This window comes from Arachnia propionica, assembly GCF_900637725.1.
In the GTDB taxonomy this organism is placed as follows: domain Bacteria; phylum Actinomycetota; class Actinomycetes; order Propionibacteriales; family Propionibacteriaceae; genus Arachnia; species Arachnia propionica.
The window spans coordinates 691619-713513 of sequence record NZ_LR134406.1; the positions used below are offsets into that span (position 1 = coordinate 691619).

Genomic DNA, 21895 nt, shown 5'->3' on the forward strand with positions numbered 1-21895 from the left:
CCTGAAACCGGGAGACCATCATGAGCAATGCCCCGAAGGTGAGGGGAGCGTTCCTCACCGCCTTGAACCGTCCCGTCCTGGTGCGCCCCAGCGACGCCGAGGCCACCATCGTCCTCGACGCGGCCACCATCCCCGCCGACGTCTCACTGCCCGTGGTGGTGCGGCTGGGGGAGGAGACCTACGAGGTCACCGCCACCCCGCGCGGCGAACGCGAGATCAGCGGCCGCGTCGCCCTGGTCACCGGCGGCGCGCAGGGTTTCGGCGCGGAGATCGCCAAGGGCCTTGTTGACCAAGGCTGTTTCGTTTTCATCGCCGACCTCAACGGCGACGGGGCCGCCGCCAAGTGCGCGGAACTCGGCGCGGAACTCACCCACCCCATCATCGTGAACGTCGCCGACGAGGAATCCGTCGCTGCGATGGCCGCCGAGGTGGAGCGGGTCGCGGGCGGGCTCGACCTGGTGATCTCCAACGCCGGGATCGTGCGCGCCGGATCCGTGCTGGAACAGGACACCTCCGCGTTCAGGCTCTCCACCGACATCAACTACGTCGCGTTCTTCCTCGTCACCAAACACCTGGGCGGTCTCCTCGCACGCCAACACGAGGCCGCGCCCGGGTGGCTCACCGACATCATCCAGATCAACTCGAAATCCGGGCTCGTCGGCTCCAACAAGAACGCCGCCTACGCCGGCTCCAAGTTCGGCGGCATCGGTCTGGTGCAGTCGTTTGCGCTGGAACTCGTCGAACACGGCATCAAGGTCAATGCCGTGTGTCCCGGGAACTTCTATGACGGCCCGCTGTGGTCCGACCCCGACCGGGGGCTGTTCGTGCAGTACCTCAACTCCGGGAAGGTGCCCGGCGCGACAACGATCGAGGATGTGCGGGCGTTCTACGAGGCCAAGGTGCCGATGCGCCGCGGCACCACCGGCATCGATGTGCTGCGCGCCATCTACTACATCGTCGAACAGGCCTACGAAACCGGCCAGGCCGTGCCCGTCACGGGCGGCCAGGTCATGCTCAGCGCCTGAACCCCGAGAAACCGAAGGAAGAAACATGAGTGACATTCCCGCCACCCAGCACGCCATTCAGATCGTCGGGGTCGATGAGTTCGTGCTCAACCCCGCCAAACCGGTCGATGAGGTGGGGCCTCACCAGATGCTGCTCAAGGTGGAGGCCTGCGGCATCTGTTTCAGCGACACCAAACTGCTGCACGCCTTCGATTCCCACCCGCGCAAGGCGGAGGTGATCTCGGGGATCGCACCCGAGGCTCTCGCCGAGATTCCGGGTTACCGTCCGGGCGGGCGGGCGACGGTGCCCGGCCACGAACCGGTGGGGTGCATCATCGCCGCCGGGGAACAGGTGACGCACTTCGAGGTGGGGGACCGGGTGCTGGTGCAGGCCGACTGGAAGCACCTGCGCACGCCGAAATCGAACGGTGCGTTCGGCTACAACTTCGAGGGTGCGCTGCAGGAGTACGTCGTCATCGACGAACGCTGCGTGGTCTCGCCGTCGGGTGAGGAGTTCCTGATCCACGTCACTGACGGGCCGTCGGCGGCCGCCGTCGGGCTGATCGAGCCGTGGGCCACCGTGGAGGGTTCCTACGCGTGGGCGGAGCGCAATCACGTCGCCGACGGTGGCCGGTTGCTGGTGGTCGGCGACGGTGACCTCGGTTCCCTCACGTCGCAGCACCAACCTGCGGAGACGGTGCTGGCCGCCCCGCAGGAGGTCGCGGGACTGGGCGGGGAGACCTTCGACGACATCGTCTGTTTCTGCTCCGACGCCGAGGTGATCGAGGCCTGCGCGAAGCTGCTCGGCACGCGCGGCGTGCTGTGCGTCGTGCTGGGCGGTGGGAGGATCGACCGCAAGGTGAGCCTGGACATCGGTCGCGTGCACTACGACTTCATCCGGTTCTGCGGCACCACCGGCGACGATCCTGCCGACGGTTACGCCTGGATTCCCGCGACGGGTGAGCTGCGCACCGGCGACAAGGTGGCGATCATCGGGGCCGCCGGCCCGATGGGGCAGATGCACACCATGCGGGCCGTCACCTCCGGGGTGCCGGGCGTCACCGTCACGGGCACCGACGTGAGCGACGACCGCCTGGAGCACCTGCGCGGGGTCGTGGGACCGGTGGCCGAAGCCCGGGAGGTGCCGCTGAAGATCGTCAACACCAGCGCCGCCCCGCTGAAACCCGGCTACACCCACCTGTCCTGCATGGTGCCAGTGCCGGCTCTGGTCTCGCAGGCCGTCGACTTGGCCGGTGAGGGCGCGATCGTCAACGCCTTCGCGGGCATTCCCGCGGGCACATTCGGCGACTTCGACCTCCAGGGGATCATCGAGCGTCGCGTGTTCATGCTGGGCACCTCCGGGTCGGACGTCTCGGACATGCGCACGGTGCTGCGGAAGATCGAGGACGGTGTGATCGACACCACCATCTCCCTCGACGCCATCACCGGCATGGCGGGGTTCGCCGATGCCATCGGTTCGGTCATCAACCGCACCTCGGGAGGAAAGATCATGGTCTTCCCGTCGCTGCACGACCTCGGTCTGATCCGCCTGGCCGAGCTGGAGACCAAACTCCCGCACGTCGCGGAGAAACTGAAGAACGGCCGCTGGACGAAGGAGGCCGAGGAGGCCCTGCTGGCGGGGGAGTGACCCCGTCAACGATCGCTGGTCGTGGATAGTTGGTTTCCACGACCAGCGATTCCTCGTCTCCACCGCAGTGCTGGGACATCGCCCCGGCAGCGATGATGTTCACGTGGTTCTCGAGGATGAGGGCGGGTGACCATCACGCACCACTTCCTCGAGATGAATGCCTGAAAACTGGAACCCGGTCAACCGATCCCAGACCATCTACTGCGTTTATAGGGGCACGATGAGGTCCTTGATGGTGGCCAGGTTGGCGCGAGACGAGCAGTCACACGGTTTTGTGATCGTGAGGTGATCGGAGAGCGTGGAGTCGGCGATGCCTAGGTCCTCGGGGATTTGATCGATGCGGACATGGCCCTTGTCCTTGAGGTAGGTGAGGATTTCGGAGTGGGTTACGTGTGCGAGTGCCGCGTGAGTTCCATGAGATCCTTCGGTATTTCGAGCCATAGCGAAATACGGCTCTCGGGTGGTGTTTGCGACTAATTCAGTCCGAGGTGAATGCCGATTCAGGTGAGTTGGAACGTATGGGGTTGTAGGGAGTCGTGAAGCGATGCGCCGCCGGTGTTCCGCTCGCTTCGGGGATCAGCGCCACCGCTCCTCCTGAGCAGTCCCGTTGGAATCGTTGTGCGTATGTGAGTGCCTGCACGGGCGACACTCGCATGTCCTGGGTCCGCGCCGCGACAAGCCCAGGGGCGGTGTGTGTTGTGAGGCTTCAGTCGCCCGATCAATGGTGGGCGTTATCAGTGGATACCCGGCGCTCGTGGGTGTGTCGCGATCAGGTGCTTTCAATGCCGAGCGCCGCAAACCAGTCGTCGACCGAGGTGAGTTGACGCAGGAGGTCGACCAGGCCATAAAGAGTTTCTGAGTTGACTTCGGGTAGTGATGCGAGGATGGCTTGGCAGATTTCTGTCCGTTCCTCAGGTAATAGTCCCAGTTTCGATAGCATGCGTACCAGTCTGGAAATCTTCTTGGGGTCGGTGTTGGGGAGTTGGGTGAGGATGGTTTGGCGGGCTTCTTTTAGTTCCTTGTTGTTTGGGCTGAGTTCTAAGAGCGTGTCGATTAGGTTTGGAACCTCTCGTGGGTCGGTGTTGGGGAGTTGGGTGAGGATGGTTTGGCGGGCTTCTTTTAGTTCCTTGTTGTTTGGGCTGAGTTCTAAGAGCGTGTCGATTAGGTTTGGAACCTCTCGTGGGTCGGTGTTGGGGAGTTGGGTGAGGATGGTTTGGCGGGCTTCCGCTTGTTCTTTGTTGTTTGGGCTGAGTTCTAAGAGCGTGTCGATTAGGTTTGGAACCTCTCGTGGGTCGGTGTTGGGGAGTTGGGTGAGGATGGTTTGGCGGGCTTCCGCTTGTTCTTTGTTGTTTGGCTTCAGTTCCGAGAGTGCGTGTACTAGGTCGGGAATTTTCCATGGGTTGGCGTGGGCGAGTTGAGCCAGGATGGCTTGGCGGGCTTCCGTTTTTTCTTTGTCATCTGCCTTCAGGGTAAGCAGTGCGTGCACTAAGTCTGGAACACCCCATGAGTAGGTGCAAGAAAGTGCTGCGAGGATGGTCTGACGGATTTCTGCTCGTTCTTCGTCGTTTGGTTCCAGTCCCAACAGTGCGCGCACTGAATTGGGTGCCTTCCACGGGTCGTTGGGGTTGAGCTGCGTGAAGATGGTCCGGCGAATTTCCGCTCTTTCCTCGTCGTTTAGCTCTAGGTCTGGGAGTGCGCCTACTAGGTCGGGAATCTTCCAAGGATCGGTTCCGGGGTTTGCTGAGAGTGGGTCGGCATTGGTGAGTATCGCGAGGATGATTCGGCAGATTTCTACTCGTTCCTCGTAGTTTGGTTTCAGGTCCAATAGTACATGTATTAGGTCGGGAACCTTCCACCAGTCGGTGTAGATGAGTGCTATGAGGATGGTTTGGCGGGCTTCTGCTAGTTCTTCGTCGTTTGGGTCTAGTTTAAGCAGTGCGTGTACTGATTTGGGAACATTCTTCGGATTGGTGTAGATGAGTTGCGCGAGGATGACTTGGCGGATTTCTGTCCGCTCTTCATTGTTTGGTTTCAGGTCCAATAATGCGTCTACTATATCGGGGATCTGCTGTGAGTTATCGTAGGTGAGTTGTGTAAGAACGGTGGCGAACTCTATGAGGATTTTTCGATGGGCTTCTGTTCTTTCTTTGTGGTTTGGTTCCAGTTCCAATAGTGCGCGTACTAGTTTAGAAACACCCCATGAGTAGGTTGCGGGGAGAGCTGTGAGGATGGCATGACGGGCTTTCGTTCGTTCTTTGTTGTTTGGTTTCAGTTTCAATAGCGCGCGTGCTAGATCGGGAACCTCCAGTGGTTGAGCTTTGGGGAGTGCTGTGAGGATGGCTTGCCGGGTTTCTTTTTGTTTTTCCTTGTTTATTTTCAGCTCCAATAGCGCGCTTACTATATTGGGAGAGTTTTTTGAAATTCTGGAGGTGAGTTGTGTGAGGATGGTTCGGTGGGCTTCCGCTCGTTCTTTGTCACTTGGCTTTAGCCTCAAGAGCGTGCCGATCAAACCGGGAACCGCCCATGGGGTGGCGTGAGTGAGTGCCGTGAGGATGATCTCTATGTGGTTGAGGCCACCCCAGTGAGCGGAACCGACGATCAGTTCGGGGTGGTGGGGTGCGAGGTTTTCTCTCAGGGAGCGAATCCGGGCCTGGTTAGCTTTGTTCCAGTCTTCCGGATCGGTCTGGGCGGCCACCTCCAGCATGAGTGCCTCGAGGTAAATGTTGACTACTTCCTGGGCCGGGGTGGGGGGATCCGTGTGGTAGGACCAGAGCTGGTCAACCAGCTTGCTGCGTTTCTTGTGGGCGGCGATGGCCATGGGCAGGGTGATGTGCCAGTCTGGGTCGAACCAGATGTGGGGTAGCAGTGCCTTTGCTGCCTTGGCGGCTGAGAAAGTAGTGGCTATGTGTTCGGACACCAGGTATTCCCACAGGGTGCGGTGCAGGAATCTGCGTTTGACCCGTGTGTGGTCGTAGAGGCTGGAGCGGGGGCGTTCCTGTTTGGGTGCGACATTGTCGAGGGCACGTTCCATGGCTGCCGATACGTGGGGCGGCGTGCGGTTCGTCGTGATTGTCTCGGGCCACACGCCCAGCCCCGCGGGGGTGATCGCGTCCTTGACGGCATCCCAGGCCCACTGCTGCAGGATTGCGCGGCATGCGTCCGTGTCGACGTGCTCCTCCGTCGTCTCCCAACCTCCGGCCAGCAGCAGGTCGATGATGGTTCGGTAGAGTTCCCGGCGGCGTCTCGGCAACTCCTGATCCGGTTCCTGCTCGGTCAGCATGCAGTAGAAAGTCAGCAACAGCGGGCTGGTCGCGGTGGCGCGGAGTTCTCGTCGACGTTCAAGCTGCCGGATCAGGTGCTGGGCCGTTGGCGGGTTCTCTGTGAACCAGGCCTCGACGTAGCCGTGGACATCCGCGGGATAGCGCAGCTCGGTGAGGGTACCGACCCGGGTATCCTGTTTTGTGCGCAGGCCCGCGGTCGCGCTGTGCCACGCCTCGGGCCGCGACGTCACCACCAAGCGCCGAGTAGGCGAGCTCGTCAAGGAGTTGAGCAGCGTCCTGGCGCTGTTAACCGAGACGCCTTCGTCCAGGGAGTCCGCCACCGCCAACACCCGTGCCCCCGGGTGTAGGACCAGCCGGAGGATCTTCTCCTGCGATTCGTGTGGAAGCGCCGCCTCGACCAGCCCCTCGAAGCCGGTTTCGTGCCGTTTGACCCACTCGGCCACCGTGGTGACCAAGGGGAACTCGACCGACGCGGGATCCACCCGTGGATCCCGGAGCTTTTCCAGCGCCGTCTCGGCGGCCTCACGCGCGATGCGCCGAGCTAGCCACGTTTTACCTGAACCCGGGCCACCCAGCACCGTCAACAGCCAGACCCCTTCCAAGGCCTTTGCCGGGGACATGGTTTTGTGCTCGTCCTCGATCTCCAGCGTCCGCTCCAGCAGTGACGGTTTCCGATTCTGTGACCACTTCCGGCCTTGAGTCCACGGCGAGTAATCCCAATCCCGAATCTGTTTCTCCAAGTAGTCGATCAGTTCGTGCCTGTCCGCTATTCCCAGCAGGTCCTCGCGCAGCTGGTCGATGCTGCCGCGTATCTCGTGCCGAGACGCCTGGATCGCCGCCAGGACCACGCCGCCCTCGGCCTTGAGCTTCGGGCACAGTGCGTTATAGGTGACGTGCACGGCGCGTTCCGCGACGCCGTACTCGGGGTCCGTTCCCCAAAAATCATCTTTCTCCTTGGCCTGCGTAAGCACGGCCTCGGCTGCTTGCGTGGGATCGAAGTCCGCGTCGGCGATCAACTCGTGCTGGCATCCAGCTGCCTGAACGTACTCGATCGCCCAGGCCAGTCCGCGTTCCACGACGTCCTGGTCGAGGCGTTCGCCATCGGCCCACGCGGTGATCGCTTCCCGGACCTGTTTCTGCAGTTCCTTTTCCTCAGACGTTCGGCCCCGGGCTTTCTGGAGGAGCTTCACCAACTCGCTGGCGGCGCTCACCCCAATCGCTCCGAGCGGTCCGCTCAGGGCACTGACCGCTACGGCTGCCAGCGCGTCCACCAACTCGGACCGCCGCGCCATCGCCATGAGCTCCGCCCTCCGTCGAGCACCCCTGTAGAACCGGTACCAGTATCCCGCCCGACCCGGAGGCCGCGCCAGAGGGACTGCCCGACTGTGGGGCGGCTGGCCATGTATGTCGTGGTCACTGTCTCGGTTGTCCTCTTTGGCACATCGTCGGACAGTTCCCCGGAGCCGATCCGTCCGGGCGGGCTGTCGATCTTGATCGACAAACCAGGACTGGAGGTATGTTTTGTCGATCATGATCGACACGGGCCCCGTCTCCCGCAGTCGCAACGGCATCGAGCACGTGAACATCGTGGACTTCCTGCTGGAGGACCCGCTGGCCGAATTCAATGGGTGATTCTCGGCGACGTGTGGGTGGCGGAGAAGCCGGAGAAGATGCATGTGGAAGTCGGTTGAGCCGGTCTGCTCGCTCAGCGAGCAGGCCACCTCGAACCCTCGGCGACCACGTCCGGGGAATTGCAACGGGCTCTGTTGTGCGGCTGCCGGGTGGTTTCGACACGGACTGCTCCTTCGTCGCGGTCCGGCTCAACCAGCTTCAGGTCGAGACCGCCATCAAGGTGGCCCGCAAGTGGGGGCTGCTCCTTCGTCGCGGTCCGGCTCAACCAGCTTCAGGGAAGCTTTGCGGGCTGGCAGGCCTCGGGCTCAATCTCTAACTCAGCCGACTGTTCAGGAGGGTCACCACCTTCGTCAGTGACACCGCGCCGGGATCGGGGGTGCCGACGGATTTCTCACCCAGCGGGCGGGCCCTGCCCAGCCGGGCGACCAGTGCCCGGGTGGATTCGGTCCCGGCCTCGGCTGCGACGACGGCGGCCGCAGACTTCGCGGCCAGGTCGCCGTCGGTGGCCACGAACGCCGCGACGAACGGGGAGAGCGCGTCGACGAGGGTCTTGTCGCCCACCTCGGCCCCGCCCAGGCGCTGCACGGCGGACAGGGCGGCCTGGAGTGCTGCAGCGATATCGTCGCCGTCGGGGGTTTTCTCGTCACCCAGCGCGCTGCCCAACGCCGTGAGCAACGCGCCCCACAACGCCCCGGAAGTGCCGCCGGCCCGGTTGGACCAGGCATCCCCGGCGGCGGTCAGTGTCGTCCTGAGTCCCCCGCCGGCCGATACGGCGGCGTGTGCCGCCCCGGCCGCCGCCCTCGACCCGTTGGCCATGCCGATCCCGTGATCGCCGTCCCCCGCCACCGAATCCAGCGCCCCCAGCTCTTCCTGCGCCCGAGCCAGCATCCCCGCGACATCGTCGAGCAACCCGGCCGCGACCTCGGCCGCCTCCCGGGATGCGGTACTGCCCGGGGTGGTCACATCCACGGGGGCGGCGGCCTGGCTGAGTTTGGCGTCGTCGCGCTCGACCGAACCCACCGATCCCTTCCGGTACGCCGGGGCGTCGCACGGCGCATCCCAGTAGCCAAGCAGCTCGTCGTCCACCCACACCAAGGTCAGCGACACCCCCGCCATGTCCAGGGAGGTGACGAACTCGCCGGCCTCGACGTCGGCGCATTCGAGCCCGGCTGCCTCCAGCCGGGCCACGACGCAGGACGTCACCACGAATAGTTCCTCGTACTTGCTGGCTCCGAGCCCGTTGACGATGGCCACCACCCGGTTCCCGGCTCCCGCGGGACGATCCGCCAACAAGCCCTCGACGAGGGTACGGGCCACGTCGTCGGCGCTGCCCAGGTCGGCCTCGGCGACACCCGGTTCGCCGTGAATGCCGAGCCCGATTCCCATGCGCCCCGTGGGCACGGTGAACAACGGTCCCTTCGCGCCGGGCAGCGTGCAGCCGGCGAAGGCAACCCCGAAACTGCGGGTGGCCGCGTTGGCCTTGGCGAACACCCGCCTGACCTCGTCGAACCCGAGCCCGGCCTCGGCCGCCGCGCTCGTGATCTTGAAGACCGGGAAATCCCCTGCGATTCCCCGCCGCTTCTCCGGCTCGGCGGCATCCCCAGAGGCGATGTCGTCAGTGACCACCAGGGTGTCGGCCTCGATACCCTCGGCGCGAAGCCGCTCAATGGCCTGCCCGAAGTGCAGCACGTCACCGGCGTAGTTGCCGAACCCCATCAGCACCCCGGCCCCGCGATGAACCGCCTTCAGCACCGAATAGGCCTGGGCGGCCGAGGGGGAACTGAAAATGTTGCCGCACACCGCGCCGTCGGCGAACCCGTGGCCAACCCAGCCCGCGAAGGCCGGGTAGTGCCCGGAACCGCCGCCATACACGACCGCGACCTTCCCGGCAGGCGTGAAGGTGGAACGCGCCACGCCCCCGTAGACGGGTTTCACGTAGCGTTTGTTGGCCGCGATGAAACCTTTGAGGGCCTCGGCGGGAAAATCAGCGGGATCGTTTGTCAGTCGCGTCACTGCGTGCCTTTCGATTGCTGGCCAGAGGTTTCGGCCCGACCCGTTCGCCGGTGCTCGCGAGTCGGCCCAACCAACATGGGTTCTCGGCGAACCCGGGCCCAGTTTAACCCCGCGTAAACCCCTGTTGCGGGGCCCCTGACCCCTAGGCTTGCCCCATGATGCGAGCGGCTGTGCTGGAGGAGATCGGCAGTTTGAGGTTGAAGCAGGTGCCCGTCCCCGAACCCGGGCCGGGTGAGGTGCTCGTGAGGATCGAGGCCAACACCATCTGCGGCACGGACCTGCGGATCATCTCCGGGGCCAAGACGGCCGGGGTCCGGCCGGGGGTGATCCTCGGTCACGAGTTCGCGGGACGTGTCGCGGCCGTGGGCCGGGGCGTCGACGGTGTGCCCGTCGGAGCGCAGGTGACCTGCTCGATCGTGGTGAGTTGCCAGCGGTGCCGGGCCTGCCTGTCGGGCCGGGAACAGCTGTGCGAGAACCTCGTGCTGTTCGGCTACGAACTCGACGGCGGGCTAGCCGAATACCTCCTCGTACCCAGGATCGCGATGGACCACGGCAACCTCGTGGTGCTGGAAAAGGAGATCCCCGCCACCACGCTGGCCCTGGCCGAGCCCGTCTCGTGCTGCCTCAACGGGGCCGGGCAGGTGGCCGTGGCGCCGGGGGAGAGCGTGGTGGTGCTGGGAACCGGGCCGATCGGTCTGCTCCACATCGCCCTGGCGAAACTGGCCGGCGCGACGACGATCCTGGCGGCCGGCCGGGAGGGCAGGCTTACCGCCGCGACGGACTTCGGCGCGACCTGCGCCGTCGCCCTCACCGGGGAGGCCCTGACGGACGAGGTGCGCGAACGCACAAACGGCAGGGGAGCCGATGTCGTCATCGTCGCCGTGGGTGACCTCGCCTTGGCGAACCAGGCCCTCGAACTGGCCGCTATCGGCGGTCGCGTCAACTACTTCGCGGGTTTCCCGAAGGGAAAGACCGCCAGCATCGATCCGAACCTCATCCACTACCGCGAAATCGCCGTCACGGGCGGATCCAACGCCAGGCGGGCGGACGTGAGACGGGCCGTGGAACTGCTGTCCAGCGGGGCCCTCGACGTGGGGAGGCTCGTCACCCACCGGTTCCCGCTCGCCGAAGTGGACGCCGCCGTCACTGCGGTGGCGCGACGCGACGGACTCAAGGTCGCGGTCATGCCCGAGGCGGAGTGAGGCCCCGCGACCCACCGGAGATCCCGGGCAGGGCATCGACTGACGCTCCGGCCGTGAACAGGCCCCGGAGCCGGCGCGAGGACGCGGACAGCCGAGGCCGCCACGCCGTCACGCGAGCAGGGCGATCCGGTCTCCCTTGTAGGCCACGAGGCGGCCGTCGAGCATGCTGTAGGTGTCGTAGTTCTTCAGGACATCGCTCCACAGGGTGCCCGGTTTCCCGGGATCCAAGGCAATCCAGGTGGGGGCGTAGTAATCACCCGTTGGGATCAGCAGGGCACCCCCGAGGGTTGGAATGACATTGTGGGCTTTGGTGATCTGATGGTCCACGAGGTCGAGCTGCCCGGTCTTGGGGTCCAGGACCCCCGTCCGTATGGAGGGGGACGGGACGAAGACGCTCAGGGGACCGTCCTGAGGGGAGGGGGTCCTGTCGAAGACCGGAGCCAGCCAGGGACCTCCGTCCCAGTCCCTGCGCCAGAGCTCTTTCCCCGTCGCCGGATCCAGACCCACGAAGCTTCGATGCATGCCCTCCGTGACGTACACGAGGTCGTCTCCCCAGCCCAATGGATAACCACCCCGGACCTCGGCCGTCCACAGCTCCTTGCCGTGCTGGTCGAAACCCTTCAGCGGTCCGTCGTTCTTCTGTCCGACCAGGACGTTGCCCACCCAGGCCGAGCGGTGCCACACCCCGTCCTTCACCACCGGGCTGCCGTCGTCGGTGTGAACGCTCAGATAGCAGGCGTACTCGTGGACGGGGCCGGCCTGTCCGTCGACGCAGAAATCGGTCACGCCGTCGTGTTCCCTCACCCAGAACCACTCCCGGGCCTCCTCGGGCAGGTCGATGGACCACTGTTTGGTGTTTGCCTCCTTGATGGAAGGTGCGCGGCTGATCCGGACGCTACCCTCCTTGGACGTGTCCATCTCGTAGATCGCGCCCGATGCGGCCATGGCCAGGTAGCGCTCGGGTTTCTCGTCGAGCCGGCCGATGAGGCTGCCATCGGCGGTGCTGTAGACGAAAAGGGTTCTTTGCTGCTGGGAAGTTTCGGCCCACATCGCCACCTGCCCGGGCGGCGTGTCGGGTACCTTCCTGAGTATGTCGAAACCGGCGAGGTCGCTGGAGACATCGACCGACCACACCTCGGATCCGTCGGTCCAGTTGAGCATTCTCAGCTTGCTGCCGCCCGCGGTGAGGTCCGGAGCGACCACCAGGCCCTCGTGGGCCTCGAGGAGGGGGCCGGATCCGGTAACCGTGACCTCCCAGGCGGTTGTGAGCCGGGCCGGGGGAGTCGGCGGCGGAGAGGACTCGGGTGATGATGGAATCGTGGGGGCCGACGACGGTGTCTCGGATCCTGTGCCCCAACAGGACGTGGTCAGCAGGACGGCACCCATCAGGGCGGCGGCCCCGCGAAGTCGCCATCTGGAGGCGGGTCTCGCCGCGGCGTTGGGGGAGTGGGTGACCGCTTTCATGCTGGCTCCTCTTCGGTTTGACGGATGGGCTGCTGTGGGCTCTCGGGCTCCGCGGGGGTGTTTTGAAGCTTCAACGAATCTTTGGTGAAGCATCAATTGCTCTGTTCACAACCTGTTTCGCGCCTCATGGTATCCGGCCCGCACGTCGCTCGCCGGTTCGGATGACAGCCGAGGACCGTATGGGCGAGCAAGAACCCGGTTACGCAGCACTCAACGCCGTTTCGGGCTGTTTCGGACGGTTTTTGGGCATTGAGCGCTGCGCAACCGGGTGAAACGCCCCGGCAGGGACGTTCAGTGGACGGGGAGGGCCTTGTCGGTTTCTTCCGCCCGGATGTCGACCATCTGCGCGCCGGTCAACCAGCCGGACAGGCTGCGGTGGGTGCGGGTGAACGGAACCATGACCAGGGACAGCGGCACCACCAGGGGCAGCAACCAGATGAAGGGCGAGGATGTGCCGAAGGGGGCCAAGAACATCGGGATCAACCACGATGCGGGTACCACCAGCGACCTGACAACCCTGCGGAGACGGGAACCGTCGTGCAGGGTGCCGTCCGCGTTGCGCCACTTCGGGGTGAGCCACACCACGGTCTGCCCGACGGAGGCGGCGAGATGATTCCAGGCGGGCCACACGAACACCGTGATGGTCGCCAGCGCAATGGCCGCGGGAGCGATCAATAGGGTCCACTCCTCAGAAACGTCCCCCAGGAACAGCAACGTCGCCACGCGGAGGACCACCGCGGTGGTTCCGGCCACCAGAGCCACGAGAATGGCGTCGATCAGCATGCCTATCCAGCGTCGCCACATCGTCACCGGGCGCGGCGTCAGCCTGTCCTGCACCAGCTGGTGGGCGCGCGGCATCCACCACAGCAACACCGGGGCCAGGACCGCTCCCAGGATGGTGCCGAGGGTGTTGGTCATGAGGTCGTCCACATCGGCGGCCCGGAAGGCGCAGGGATAGATGAACCACAAACCGGTGAGCTGGGTCAGTTCGATGAGGAGGCTGGTGGCCGCCCCCAGAAGGGTTGTGACGAGAACGGAGCGGTTGAAGTAGCGGCGCAGGATGACCCCGAACGGTACGAACAGCACCACGTTGAAGGCCACCTGCAACACCGCGAAGCTGGTCAGCAGCCCCCGCAGCGAACGCCCCGGCGCGGCCTCCCGGATGTCATCGATGAAAGCGAACGGCCGCAGGTTCATTCCGCGGGCGTGGAGCTGGCACCACTCGACGGAACGCTCCGGCAGCGGCAGGAGGGTGTAGGTGAGCAGCGCGGCGGCGTAGAGACACACCGCCGCGAGTCCGAGCAGACGGGCGAAACTCAACCGGCCGAAGCGGCGGTACTGCCAGACCAAGCCTGGCAGGAACAGCGCCGCGAACGCGACGGCTCCGATGATTGCGGCGAGCAGACCATTGTTCACCCAGTCCTGCAAGGTTCCTCCAGTTGTGACGGCCGAACGGAGGATACCGCTTGGGGGAAATGCCGGACCGGGGTCTCGTGACGTGGTCAGGTCTCACCGCAGATGAGGCCGACCGTCCGGCGTCCCGGATGTGACATAGTGAGCCGCGTTGTTCACGCGACTCATGAAGGCGACGCAGAAGATGTAGGAGGAAGCCCCGATGTCCTCTCCGGCAGGCGACCTGAAGGTCGCGATGAAACCCCGTCACCTCGTGATGATGAGCCTCGGCTCCGCCATCGGAGCCGGGCTGTTCGTGGGCTCCGGCGCGGGCATAGCGACGGCGGGACCCGCGGTGCTGCTGTCCTATGTCATCTCCGGGGCAATCGTCCTTGCCGTGATGCGCATGCTCGGCGAGATGGTGGCGGACGACCCGAACCCGGGGGCGTTCTCCTACTACGCGGACAAGGCCCTCGGACCCGCCGCCGGATTCGCGATCGGCTGGCTGTGGTGGATCGAGATGGGATTGGTGGTGGCAACCGAGGCAACCGCGGCGGCACGCTATCTGAGCACACTCATCCCCGGTTTCCCGCAGTGGGGTTTCGCGCTGATCATCATGGTGGTCTTCACGGGAATCAACCTGGTCAAGGTGGGGAGCTTCGGTGAATTCGAGTTCTGGTTCTCGCTGATCAAGATCACCTTCGTGGTGGTTTTCCTGGTGCTCGGGGCGGCTTTCCTGCTGGGGTTCACCCCCGCCGCCTCACCCGGGTGGGGGAACCTGCTGGGAAACGACTTCATGCCCCACGGAATCAAGGGAGTCGCATCGGCGCTGCTGGTGGTGATCTTCGCCTTCGGGGGCGTGGAGATAGTCGCGGTGGCCGCCGCCGAGACCGCCGACCCGGAACGCAGCATCAGGAAGGCCGTCAACACGATCCTGTGGCGCATCCTCATCTTCTACATGGGAGCTGTGACGATCATGCTGCTCGCCCTGCCCTGGAACGACCCCTCCCTCAAGGACGCGCCCTTCGTCGCGGTCCTGAACGCGGCGGGACTGCCCGCCGTCGCGGCGATGATCGGGACCGTGGTCGTCGTCGCGCTGCTGTCCTCGCTCAACGCGAACCTCTACGGCGGCTCCCGCATGATCTTCTCGCTCGCCGAACGACGCATGGGGCCCGCGGTGATGCGCGGCACGAACGCTCGTGGCGTGCCCGTGGCAGCCGTGCTGGCCACCTCGTTCCTCGGTTTCGTCGCTGCGGCGCTGAACTACTTCTGGGCCGAGGAGGTGCTGAAATTCCTGCTGAACATGGTCGGCTCGACCATGATCGTCATCTGGCTGGGGATCATCGCCTCGCACCTGGCGCTGCACCGCCGCGCCGCCCGCGAGGGCAATCACTCGCTCAAGGGTTTCCCGGTCGCCCTGTCCTGGGCGACGCTGGTCGCGGTGGCCGCGGTGGTCGCGCTCGGGTTCACGGTGCCCGAGATCGCGGTGCAACTCTCCAGCACCTTCGCCCTGACGGCCCTGCTAGCGGCGGTCGGTGGCTGGCTTGCCAAACGCGCGGCTGTTCCCGGCCCGGAGAGCGAACCAGCCGCAGAGAACGGGATGTGAGGAAAATCCGCGGACCCTGGGTGGATCCCGCGCAGCGGCCCTGGTGCCCCGGCCCCGAAGATGCCTGACCTCTTTGGTGGTAGCGTTTCGTCCTCAAACGACTTGCACGATGCTCAGCGCCCCGATGCGCTTCGAGCAGAACAACCCGGCCGGGACGTCACCCATGCCCGGCAACCAATCCCGGAAGGCACTGTTGTGACCCAACACACCATGAGTGAGAACACTCGCACCGCCATCGAACTCGTCGACACCTATGCGGCACACAACTACTCTCCGCTGCCCGTCGTCGTCACCGAAGCGTCGGGTGCGTGGCTGACGGATGTGGACGGCCGCCGCTACCTGGACTGCCTCGCCGCCTACTCGGCCCTCAACTTCGGGCACGGCAACCCCACCTTCATCGATGTCGCGAAACGGCAACTGGACCGGCTCACCCTCACCAGCCGCGCCGCGCACTCCGACTGGCTCGGCCCGTTCGCCCAGAAACTGGCCCGCCTCGCGGGCAAGGACATGGTCCTGCCGATGAACACCGGTGCCGAGGCCGTCGAGACCGCCATCAAGGTGGCCCGCAAGTGGGGGCACCAGGTCAAGGGGCTGCCGCAGGACCGCGGCGAGATCATCGCCATGCACGGCAACTTCCACGGCCGCACCACAACGATCATCAGCTTCAGCGACGACGAGACCGCGCGCGCCGATTTCGGCCCCTACAGCCCCGGATTCCGGCTCGCCGACTTCGGCGACGTCGAATCCCTGCGGCAGGCCATCACCCCCGAGACCGTCGCCGTGCTGCTGGAACCCATCCAGGGCGAGGCCGGCATCATCGTCCCGCCGGCGGGATACCTCCGCGAGGTGCGGGAACTCACCCGCAGGAACAACGTCCTGCTGATCTGCGACGAGGTGCAGACCGGCATGGGTCGCACCGGAACCACGTTCCGGTTCCAGGCCGAGGACATCGATCCCGACATCATCACCGTCGGCAAGGCACTGGGCGCGGGCATCGTGCCGCTGTCAGCGGTGATCGCCGACCGCGAGATCCTCGGGCTGCTGCGACCCGGTGAGCACGGCTCCACCTTCGGTGGCAACCCCCTCGCGTGCGCAATCGGATCGGCCGTCTGTGACGTGCTGGCCACCGGCGAGTACCAGCGCCGCTCCACCGGGCTGGGCGAGCGCCTGCACGCCGGGCTCGAGGCCCTCGTCGGCCACGGCGTGACCGCGGCCCGGGGTGCGGGCCTGTGGGCTGGCGTCGACATCGACCCCGCGATCGGCACCGCCAAGGACGTGAGCCTGGACCTCCTCGATCACGGCATTCTGGTGAAGGACACCCACGGCCAGACCCTCCGGTTCGCGCCCCCGCTGGTGATCACCGAGGACGAGATCGACCTCATCGTGCGCGAGTTCCGGGCTGTGCTGGAGCAGCGCCTCACGCGGCACGCCTGAAACGGGAAACGACCCGGTCGATGCCGGATGCAGCCGCCGAACTGACCATCGAACGGGTGCTGTGCGCGGTGGAGTGCATACCCATCGGGCGGGTGGTCAGCTACGGCGACCTCGCGGAACTGGTGGGCACATCCGCCCGGCGGGTGGGGGCCATCATGGCCTCCGCCGGGCCGGGGGTGCCGTGGTGGCGGGTGGTCAACGCCTCGGGACGCCTGCCCGGGCACCTCGTGGCGGAGGCGTCCCGACGCTGGGCCGATGAGGGAACCCCCGCGGTCGACGGGCGGTGCGTGATGTCGCAGGCCCGCGCCGATCTGCCCCGGCTGGCCGCGGACCACGAAGCCCGGCTCGCCGAGTGGGCAAGCCCCGCCCGGGACCTGACCTCATCCGCAGTTCAGTAGCCCCGCCGACTCCTTCAGCGCCAGCACCCGGCCGGCGGATTCGGCCAGCCGGTCGGCGTTGCCCGGGTTCTCGGCCGCCCAGGTGATGGTGGCCTTCAGCATCTCGTCCATCAGCGACGGGTCGGCGTTGATGAGCAGATCCCCTCCCGCCGCGAAGAACCGGACCGCCCGGTCGCCGGGTTTGACATTCCCCACGGCGGCCGCCTCGCCCAGGTCGTCGCTGATAGCCACTCCTTGGAAACCGAGGTCGCCGCGCAGCATGTCGGTGACGATCTTCCTGCTGAAAACTCCCTCCTGGTCCGGGTCGATCCGGGTGAAGATCGCCGACGAGATCATCACCGAGTCGGCCCCGGCCTCGATGCCTTTGCGGAACGGCTCCAGGGATTCGCCGTCGGCGGTGGTGTCGCCGTCCCTGGCCACCCCGTGGTCGGTGTTGACCGTCACCTCACCCAGCCCGGGAAAGTGCTTCAGAGAGGTCACTATCCCTGCGTCCTGCATGCCCTGGGTGAACTCCACCACCGATCTGCTCACCGCGGTGACGTTATTGCCGAAGTTGCGGTTGAGTTTCCCGATCGGGGCGTTGCTGCTCTGCTTGTTCCTCGGCACCACGTCGGCGACCGGCGCGAGGTCGTAGTGGATTCCGGCGGCAGCCAGTTCTCCACCCCACGCCTGCGCTCGGTTCCGCAGCTGCCCGTCCGCCAACGATCCCTGCTCGACGGCGTTCGGGATGTCGCTGAATCCCGGTCCCTTGAGGCGTTGCACCCGGCCGCCCTCCTGGTCGACGGCGACCAGCAACGGTATTCCGGCGGAGCGCATCGTTCCCAGCTCGGAGGTGATTCCGCTGATCTGGCCGGCGCCCGCGTTGTTGTCGCCGAGCAGCACAACGGATCCGACGGACCCCGACGCGATGGCCTTCCGGGTCGCGCTGTCCAGACCGGAGGTGCTCACCCCGATCATGAACAACTGCCCGGCCTGCTGTTCGGTGGTCAGGGAATCCGCTTTCGCGCGGCACCTCACCGCGGCGGGCGTGGGTGCGGGGGAGGGGGGCGTTTCCGGCGTGGACGTGCTCGGGGTCCCCGCTGCCGTGGCCGGTTCGGTGGGAGGTGCTGCTGGGCCCGCCGCGCAACCGGTCAGCACCGAGGCGCAGGCCGCGGCCGCGGCGAACCTACGAAGGGAACCGAAATCTCCTCCGGTCGGTTTCGAGGTGCGCAACCGGTTCGTCGCCCCGCCGGGAAACGCTCCCGCGGAGCCGGAGGCCTCGGGGAGCGGGTCGCGGTACGAGGATTTCAAGAGTTGCATGTTTCTCCCGGAGCGAGATGGTCGTGGGGTTGGGAAAGGCCTGTAAGTGGGGGTGGGATCACGTCGTGAAAAGGGCTTTCAGCTCTAGGACAGATGCGCTTTCAGGCTCACGCTGAAGCCTATGAGCGCCGCAACACCCCCAATGATCATGCTGTTCACCGGCCCGATACCGCGGGCGAACGACGAACCGAGGGCGTAACCAAGAAATCCCCAGAGAAGCGAGAAGGCGATCCCGATCAATGGGCCGAGGAAGGGGATGAACAACATGACGATCAGCAGGATTCCAACGATGATTCCGACCGTTATCGCGGCGTCACGGCCCAGGTGGTAGACATCGGCCGTGCTGATGCACACGAAAACCCCCACCAGCAGGGCCTCAAGGAAAACCAAGGGATGGAGTTCGCTCGGACCGCTGCCCCGCAGCCGCTGTATCAACCGCGGCCGGGCGGCGGGGGCGGAGGCCGTGTCGTTCTGTTTCGGCATGGGGGAGTAGCCCTTGGGATTCTTTGCGCCGTTCCGGGACTGTTCATCCTCGTCGTAGTCGTAGAGCATGGACACCATCCTTTCCCATGGGGAGGCCCTTGGGAAGGGCGACGGGGACTCACCGGGGCTCCTCGGGGCCGCCCACCAGTATTGGGTGGGCCCACGGTCGGGGGAGCCCCGGGATGGCCCCGTCTGCGAACCCCGGGTCCTACGATGATGCGCATGCGTCATTTCACCGTTGATCTGAACCGGGAGAGATCCGCCACCTTGGAGGCGGTCCTCTTCGACGCCCCTTCCCCCGAGGAGCAACCGACCCCGCTGGAGCATCCCCGGCCCGCGGTGATCATCGCCCCGGGTGGGGGATACATGATGTTGTCGCAACGGGAGTCCGACCCGGTGGCGGTCGCCTTCCTGCGCCGCGGGTTCAACGTGTTCGTGCTGCGCTACTCGCTGCGGGAACACGCCGCCTACCCCAATCCCGCCATCGACGCGGCGCAGGCCGTGCGATGGATACGAGCCCATGCCGGCGAGGTGGGCGTCGATCCGCGGCAGGTGAACCTCCTGGGGTTCTCAGCGGGCGGGCACGTCGCAGCGCTGCTGGGCACCCACTGGAACCGCGACGACCTGGTGGCGGCCGAACGCGCCGAGTACGAGGCCACCGGCCGGGGTGATCTGTTGCGTCACGGTTCGCGACCCGACGCGCTCGTGATCTGCTACGGGGCGCTCAGCGTCGACTGGGTGGACGGTGACGAGGAGATTCTGCGCACCGCGGCCCGCGTGGACTGCATCTCGGCGGTGACCGGGGAGACTCCGCCCGCCTTCGTGTGGACCACCGGTCAGGACGAAGTGGTGCCGCCCTCGCAGTCGCTGCGTTTTGTCACCGCGCTGGCCGAGGCCGGGGTGCCGTTCGAATACCACCACTTCCAGTGGGGCTGTCACGGCCTGTCGACCGCCGATGAGCTGTGTGACGCCGACCGGGAATCGCTTCCGGTCAATGTCGCTTCCTGGGTGGATTTGGCAGCCAACTGGCTGCGCAAGATTGGAGAGGAAAAATGACCAACGCATGGAGTGATCTGGGCGACTACACCAACCTGCCGAGGCTGGGTTCGCTGGCGATCTCCCCGCAGGGACGGGTGCTGGTGTCCGTCGCTAACCGGAACCGGGAACGTACCGGCTACCGGTCGTCGTGGTGGGAGCTCGACCCCGAGGGCCAGCGACCCGCGCGGCGCCTGACCCGTTCGGAGGAGGGCGAGAGCTTCGGCGCCTTCACCGCGGACGGGGATTTCCTGTTCGGCTCGAAACGACCCGTGCCCGGCACCGACGAGGTGAAACCGGGCGAGGACGACGGTGTGGTCTGGTTGCTGCCCGCCGAGGGCGGTGAGGCCCATCCGGTGGCGCGCCGCTCCGGTGGGTTCAGCGGGGTCGTCGCCGCGACCGGTTCCCGCACGGTGATCGCCCGCACCCCGGCCCACATCGGCGCCGCGGACGACGAGGCCGACGCCGCCAAACGCAAGGCCCGCCGCGAACGCAAGGTGACCGCCATCCTCCACGACAGCTACCCGGTCCGGTACTGGGACCACGACCTGGGGCCCGTAGCGGACAGACTCGCCGTCCTGGACCTCGATGGTGGCTGCGAACCGCTGACCGGGGACGTGGGCCGCGCCCTGGAGGAGACGACGCTGTCGCTGAGCGCCGACGGCCAGAGGCTCGCCGCAGGCTGGGCCTCGCCGCGGGGAGTTGCGGAGGTGGCCCTGTCCGTGGCGGTCATCGACGTGGCGACGGGGCAACGTCGGATGGTCGCCTCCGACGACGCCGACGAGTTCACCGGTCCTGTGATCTCCCGCGACGGCCGGTTGATCGCGTGCGTGCGCATCATCCGCTCCACCCCGGAAACCGCCCCGGTGCAGCGCCTGTGGCTGGTCGGGGAGGACGGCGAAGGCAGGGAACTGGCCCCTGCTTGGGATCGCTGGGGTACGCCGGTGGCCTTCAGCCCTGATGCCGGGACGCTTTACGCCGTGGCCGACGAGGACGGCGACGCCCCGGTGTTCGCCATCGAAGTGGCCTCCGGGAAGGTGCGCCGCCTCACCGGCGAGGGTGCCTTCACCTCGGTGCGGATCACCGAGGACGGCCGGAGACTGTACGCGGTGCGGTCGTCCTACCAGGATCCGGGCAGCGTCGTCGCCATCGACACCGCCACCGGGGAGACCACCAAACTTCCGGTGCCCGTCGACTACCCGGAACTGCCCGGCAGACTGGAGCGCATCGAGACCACCGCCGCCGACGGGGCGCGCGTGCCCGGTTACCTGCTGCTGCCTCCCGGCGACGGCCCTGCGCCGCTGGCGTTGTGGATCCACGGCGGCCCGTTGAGTTCCTGGAACTCGTGGAGCTGGCGCTGGTGCCCGTGGCTGCTGGTCAGCCGGGGCTGGGCGGTGCTGCTGCCCGATCCGGCGCTGTCCACGGGATACGGCCAGGACTACATCCAGCGCGGCTGGGGACGCTGGGGCGCGGAACCGTTCACCGACCTGATGGCCCTGACCGACCACGTCGTCGCCCGGGACGACATCGACCAGGACCGCACCGTCGCCATGGGCGGGTCGTTCGGCGGCTACATGGCCAACTGGGTGGCGGGCCACACGGACCGGTTCCGTGCCATCGTCACCCACGCCAGCCTGTGGAACCTGGATGCCTTCGGCAACACCACCGACGCCGCCTGGTACTGGGAACGCGAGATGTCGCCCGAGATGCGGGAGCGGTACTCGCCGCACCGGGCCGTAGCTGACATCGTCACCCCGATGCTGGTTGTCCACGGCGACAGGGACTACCGGGTGCCGATCAGCGAGGGCCTGGCCCTGTGGCGGGAACTGGCCGCGGGCTGGGCGGGGAAACCGGAGGACTTCCCGCACAGGTTCCTGTACTTCCCCGACGAGAACCACTGGATCCTGTCCCCGCAGCACGCCGAACTCTGGTACGAGACCGTGCTTTCCTTCATCGAGGCGGGCATCGGCAAGGCCGGATTCACCCGGCCCGAGCTGCTCTGAT

Annotated in this window: 14 protein-coding genes; 8 read left to right on the plus strand and 6 right to left on the minus strand. The window is 66.0% G+C overall.

All coding sequences use genetic code 11. The features are described 5' to 3' along the window. Positions 1 to 20 precede the first annotated feature (20 nt). A complete protein-coding gene (locus EL272_RS03080; RefSeq protein WP_061788277.1) occupies positions 21 to 1025 on the plus strand; it encodes an SDR family NAD(P)-dependent oxidoreductase in 1005 nt (334 codons plus the stop codon). A 25-nt stretch (positions 1026 to 1050) separates the two neighbouring features. Further along, a complete protein-coding gene (locus EL272_RS03085; protein ID WP_061788278.1) occupies positions 1051 to 2652 on the plus strand; it encodes an alcohol dehydrogenase catalytic domain-containing protein in 1602 nt (533 codons plus the stop codon). A gap of 769 nt (positions 2653 to 3421) precedes the next feature. Here EL272_RS03085 and EL272_RS03090 read toward each other — a convergent pair. Next, entirely contained in the window at positions 3422 to 7231 is a 3810-nt protein-coding gene (locus EL272_RS03090) for an NACHT domain-containing protein (protein WP_164722363.1), read from the minus strand. 646 nt (positions 7232 to 7877) lie between these two features. Continuing rightward, complete coding sequence (locus tag EL272_RS03095; RefSeq protein ID WP_061788388.1) at positions 7878 to 9578, minus strand: dihydroxyacetone kinase family protein; 1701 nt, start codon at positions 9576 to 9578, stop codon at positions 7878 to 7880. Positions 9579 to 9733: 155 nt separating this feature from the next. Between EL272_RS03095 and EL272_RS03100 the strand changes: the two genes are divergently transcribed. Then, the gene (locus tag EL272_RS03100; RefSeq protein WP_082793933.1) at positions 9734 to 10780 is read left to right on the plus strand and encodes an alcohol dehydrogenase catalytic domain-containing protein; all 1047 of its coding nucleotides are present in this window, start codon (positions 9734 to 9736) and stop codon (positions 10778 to 10780) included. 108 nt (positions 10781 to 10888) lie between these two features. On the opposite strand, the gene EL272_RS03105 is transcribed toward EL272_RS03100, so the two are convergent. Together EL272_RS03105 and EL272_RS03110 are read right to left on the minus strand one after the other, a co-directional pair. After that, complete coding sequence (locus tag EL272_RS03105) at positions 10889 to 12244, minus strand: outer membrane protein assembly factor BamB family protein (RefSeq protein ID WP_061788387.1); 1356 nt, start codon at positions 12242 to 12244, stop codon at positions 10889 to 10891. A gap of 291 nt (positions 12245 to 12535) precedes the next feature. After that, the gene (locus EL272_RS03110; RefSeq protein ID WP_041696178.1) at positions 12536 to 13672 is read right to left on the minus strand and encodes a VanZ family protein; all 1137 of its coding nucleotides are present in this window, start codon (positions 13670 to 13672) and stop codon (positions 12536 to 12538) included. A 187-nt stretch (positions 13673 to 13859) separates the two neighbouring features. Here EL272_RS03110 and EL272_RS03115 point away from each other — a divergent pair, with 187 nt between their 5' ends. The 3 genes from EL272_RS03115 to EL272_RS03125 all read left to right on the plus strand — a co-directional run bounded on the left by EL272_RS03115 (position 13860) and on the right by EL272_RS03125 (position 17074). Next, on the plus strand, positions 13860 to 15242 hold the full coding sequence (locus tag EL272_RS03115) for an amino acid permease (RefSeq protein ID WP_014845760.1): 1383 nt from the start codon (positions 13860 to 13862) through the stop codon (positions 15240 to 15242). Positions 15243 to 15452: 210 nt separating this feature from the next. Then, on the plus strand, positions 15453 to 16676 hold the full coding sequence (rocD, locus tag EL272_RS03120; protein ID WP_051015113.1) for an ornithine--oxo-acid transaminase: 1224 nt from the start codon (positions 15453 to 15455) through the stop codon (positions 16674 to 16676). Between the two features lie 20 nt (positions 16677 to 16696). After that, positions 16697 to 17074 carry an MGMT family protein gene (locus EL272_RS03125; RefSeq protein ID WP_014845762.1) on the plus strand — a complete coding sequence of 126 codons (378 nt, stop codon included), beginning with the start codon at positions 16697 to 16699 and terminating at the stop codon, positions 17072 to 17074. Here EL272_RS03125 and EL272_RS03130 read toward each other — a convergent pair. Continuing rightward, positions 17057 to 18373 carry a glycoside hydrolase family 3 N-terminal domain-containing protein gene (locus tag EL272_RS03130; RefSeq protein ID WP_082793931.1) on the minus strand — a complete coding sequence of 439 codons (1317 nt, stop codon included), beginning with the start codon at positions 18371 to 18373 and terminating at the stop codon, positions 17057 to 17059. The genes EL272_RS03125 and EL272_RS03130 overlap by 18 nt on opposite strands. An 84-nt stretch (positions 18374 to 18457) precedes the next feature. Then, a complete protein-coding gene (locus EL272_RS15215; RefSeq protein ID WP_061788384.1) occupies positions 18458 to 18925 on the minus strand; it encodes a YybS family protein in 468 nt (155 codons plus the stop codon). 153 nt (positions 18926 to 19078) lie between these two features. On the opposite strand from EL272_RS15215, the gene EL272_RS15220 reads away from it, so the two are divergent. Together EL272_RS15220 and EL272_RS03140 are read left to right on the plus strand one after the other, a co-directional pair. Continuing rightward, the gene (locus EL272_RS15220; protein ID WP_014845765.1) at positions 19079 to 19912 is read left to right on the plus strand and encodes an alpha/beta hydrolase; all 834 of its coding nucleotides are present in this window, start codon (positions 19079 to 19081) and stop codon (positions 19910 to 19912) included. Beyond that, entirely contained in the window at positions 19909 to 21894 is a 1986-nt protein-coding gene (locus EL272_RS03140) for a S9 family peptidase (protein ID WP_014845766.1), read from the plus strand. The genes EL272_RS15220 and EL272_RS03140 overlap by 4 nt, the downstream gene beginning before the upstream one ends. The last annotated feature ends 1 nt before the right edge of the window (position 21895 follow it).